General features: G+C 80.1%; 1 pseudogene. It reads left to right on the forward strand.

The window, feature by feature from the left end:
* A pseudogene (locus tag EEJ42_RS51990) lies at positions 1 to 573 on the forward strand (hypothetical protein); the annotation flags it as partial.
* Positions 574 to 2,901: the final 2,328 nt, after the last annotated feature.

Raw genomic sequence — 2,901 nt, forward strand, 5'->3', positions numbered from 1 at the left:
CGCTGCACCGGCGCGGGCGCCCCATGGGTCGGCAGCCCCCTCCGAACGGGCCCGCCGCCGCCCGCATCCGACGGCACGTGCGACGCGGCCAACGGAGCCTGCGCGGACGCGGGCCCCCGCATCCCGGGCACCCCCGGCGTAGGGCCCATCGGCGCGGACCCGCTCCCCGGACCCGCCGGTACGGACGGGAACGGCGCCTGCGGTGATACGGCGCGCTGCACCGGTGGGGCGGCGGGCGACGCGGACGACGGAGCCTGCGGGGACGGCGCCCCGGGCGCACGACCCTCAGTCGGCCGCCCCAACGGCACGGACGGCTTGGGCGGTTGGGCATTACCAGGCGAGCGCATCGCGCGCTGCACCGGCGGGGTGGAAGACGACGCGGACGAGGGAGCCTGCGGGAACGCCGCACCGGTCCCCGCCCCGGGTCCCACCGGTGCGGGTCCGCCCCCGGCGCCCGTCGACACGGGCGGGACCGGCGGCGTCGCCGCCGTACCGGGCGTACGGCCCTCGGTCGGGCGTCCCGCTGGTGCGGGCCCGCTCCCGGTTCCCCGCGCCGACTCCTCGGCAGGCTGAGGGGCCGCACCGGCGTCCGACTTCCCCGGCGCTGCCGGGCGGCCGGAAAGGCGCCGCATCGCGCGGCCGATCAGCCCGGGCGAGGACGCAGGTCCGGCATCCGCCGCGCGCTGTACCGGCGGGGCGGGTGGGAGACCGCGACCGGTCGTCGAACCCTGCGGCGGCAGCGCGCTGCCCGTGCCGACGCGACGCAGCGGCACCGCCGTTGGCACAGCGCTGCGCTGTACGGCCGCGGCACCGGGCGAAGGCGTCGTCGGCAACGCGGAGGTCAGCGCCCGTGCCGGTGCCAGGGGCATCGAGGCCGGGGCCGGACGGCGTTCAACTTCCGTCCGCTGCACCGCCGGTGCGGTCTCCAGGGGTACGGGCGGCGGAAGCGTCGCTTCCTTGGGCCGTACGACCGGCAGAGGCGAGCCGGAAGGCGCGACCGCGCGCTGTACGGGCGGCTGCTGCGACGGCATCGGTCTGCCGCCCGTCTCGATGACCGGCGGTGCCGACGGGGCGGGAGGCGAGGACAGGGGCGAGCCCAGCCCCGGACGCCGACGGCCGGACGGCACACCCGCGGTCGGTGCACCTAAGCCCGCCCCCCCGGGGCCAGGCCCGCGCCGCTCGACCACGGGCGGCGATGAAGGCTCGGGGGCCGCGGGGGCGGCAGGTGCCGGGGGCGGAGCCGACGGGCCAACGGCCCGCCGCTGGACCGGACGCCCAGCGGGCGTACCAGTCGTCGGCGCACCCAGACCCGTACCCCCGGGGCCAGGGCCACCGGGCGCGCGCCGCTGCACCGGACGCTCGGCAGGCGCGCCAGTCGTCGGCGCACCCAGGCCCGTGCCCTTGGCGCCGAGGCCACCGGGACCGGGCGGCTGCACCGCAAGCGTCGGAGCGCCCCCGCCCGGCTCACTCCCCCGCACCGCGTCCGGTACCGGGGCTGGCGTCGAGTCAGACGGGGCAGCGGCCCGCCGCTGAACAGGACGCGCAGCGGGCGACGCCGAGGGAGGCGTGCCCGTCGTCGGCGCGCCCCCGGGCCCAGGGGCACCGGGACCGGGCCGCTGCACCACGGGCGACTGCGCAGACACGGCAGACGCCGGGGTCGCTGGCGCTTGAGCAGACGCCCCCGGGGCCGGAGCAGAATCGGACGCCGGACCCGAACCCGACGGACCAGCGGCCCGCCGCTGAACGGGGCGCGCAGCAGGCGACGCCGACGCGGGCGTACCAGGCGTCGGCGCGCCCCCAGGGTCAGGGCTGCCCGACCGCTGCACCGCGGGCGACTGCCCAGGCACGGCAGGCGCCGGAACGCCCCCGCCCGGCCCACTCCCCCACACCGCGTCCGGTGCCGGAGCAGGCGCCGAGTCAGAAGGACCAACCGCTGTCGACGCGGGCGTACCGGTCGTCGGCGCGCCCAGGCCCGTACCCCCGGGGCCGGGGCCGCGCCGTTGGACCGCGCGGGACTGCGGAAGCTCGGGGGTCATGGGCGCCGCAGGAGCAGGCACCGATGCCGGGGCCGCTGGCGCCGGGGCGGACGCCGCTTGACCAGAGGCCGCCGCACCCGAGGGACCAACGGCACGCCGCTGAACGGGACGCGCAGCGGGCGTACCGGTCGTCGGTGCCCCCAGACCCGCACCCCCGGGGCCAGGCCCGCCGGGACCCGGCCGCTGCGCCGCAGGCGACTGCGGAAGCTCGGGGGCCATGGGCGCGGCAGGCGCCGGGGCGGACTCCGCTTGGGCAGAGGCCGCCGGGCCCGGAACGGAGTCGGGCGCCGACGGACCAGCGGCCCGCCGCTGGACCGGACGCTCAGCGGGCGACGCCGACACGGGCGCGCCAGGCGTCGGCGCACCCCCGGGACCGGGCCGCTGCACCACAGGCAACTGCGCAGACTCGGAACCCGCAGGCCCGGCAGGCGCCGAACCCGACGGACCAACCCCCCGCCGCTGAACGGGACGCGCAGCAGGCAACCCCGACGCAGGCGCCCCAGGCGTCGACGCACCCCCCGGACCAGGCCCACCGGGACCCGGCCGCTGCACCGCAGCCGACTGCAAAGGCTCGGGGGCCGCGGGCAGTTGAGCGCGCCCGCCCGGCCCACTCCCCCGCGCCGCCGGGGCAGAGGCCTCCGGGGCCGGGGCGGAGTCGGACGCTTCCGGAACGGGCGCCGACGGAGCAGCGGGGCGCGCGGCGGGCGTACCCGTCGTCGGCGCACCCGGACCCGTACCCCCAGGCGCCGCAGGCGCCGTTCGCAGGGCGCGGCGTTGTACGGCGGCGGGGGCCGTGGTCAGGGTCGGGCGGCGGGCCGGGGTCGGGGGGACCGGGCGTACCAGGGGGCCCGGCGAGCCGCCGGAC

It is taken from the genome of Streptomyces botrytidirepellens (assembly GCF_003721215.1).
GTDB classification, from domain to species: Bacteria; Actinomycetota; Actinomycetes; order Streptomycetales; family Streptomycetaceae; genus Streptomyces; species Streptomyces himastatinicus.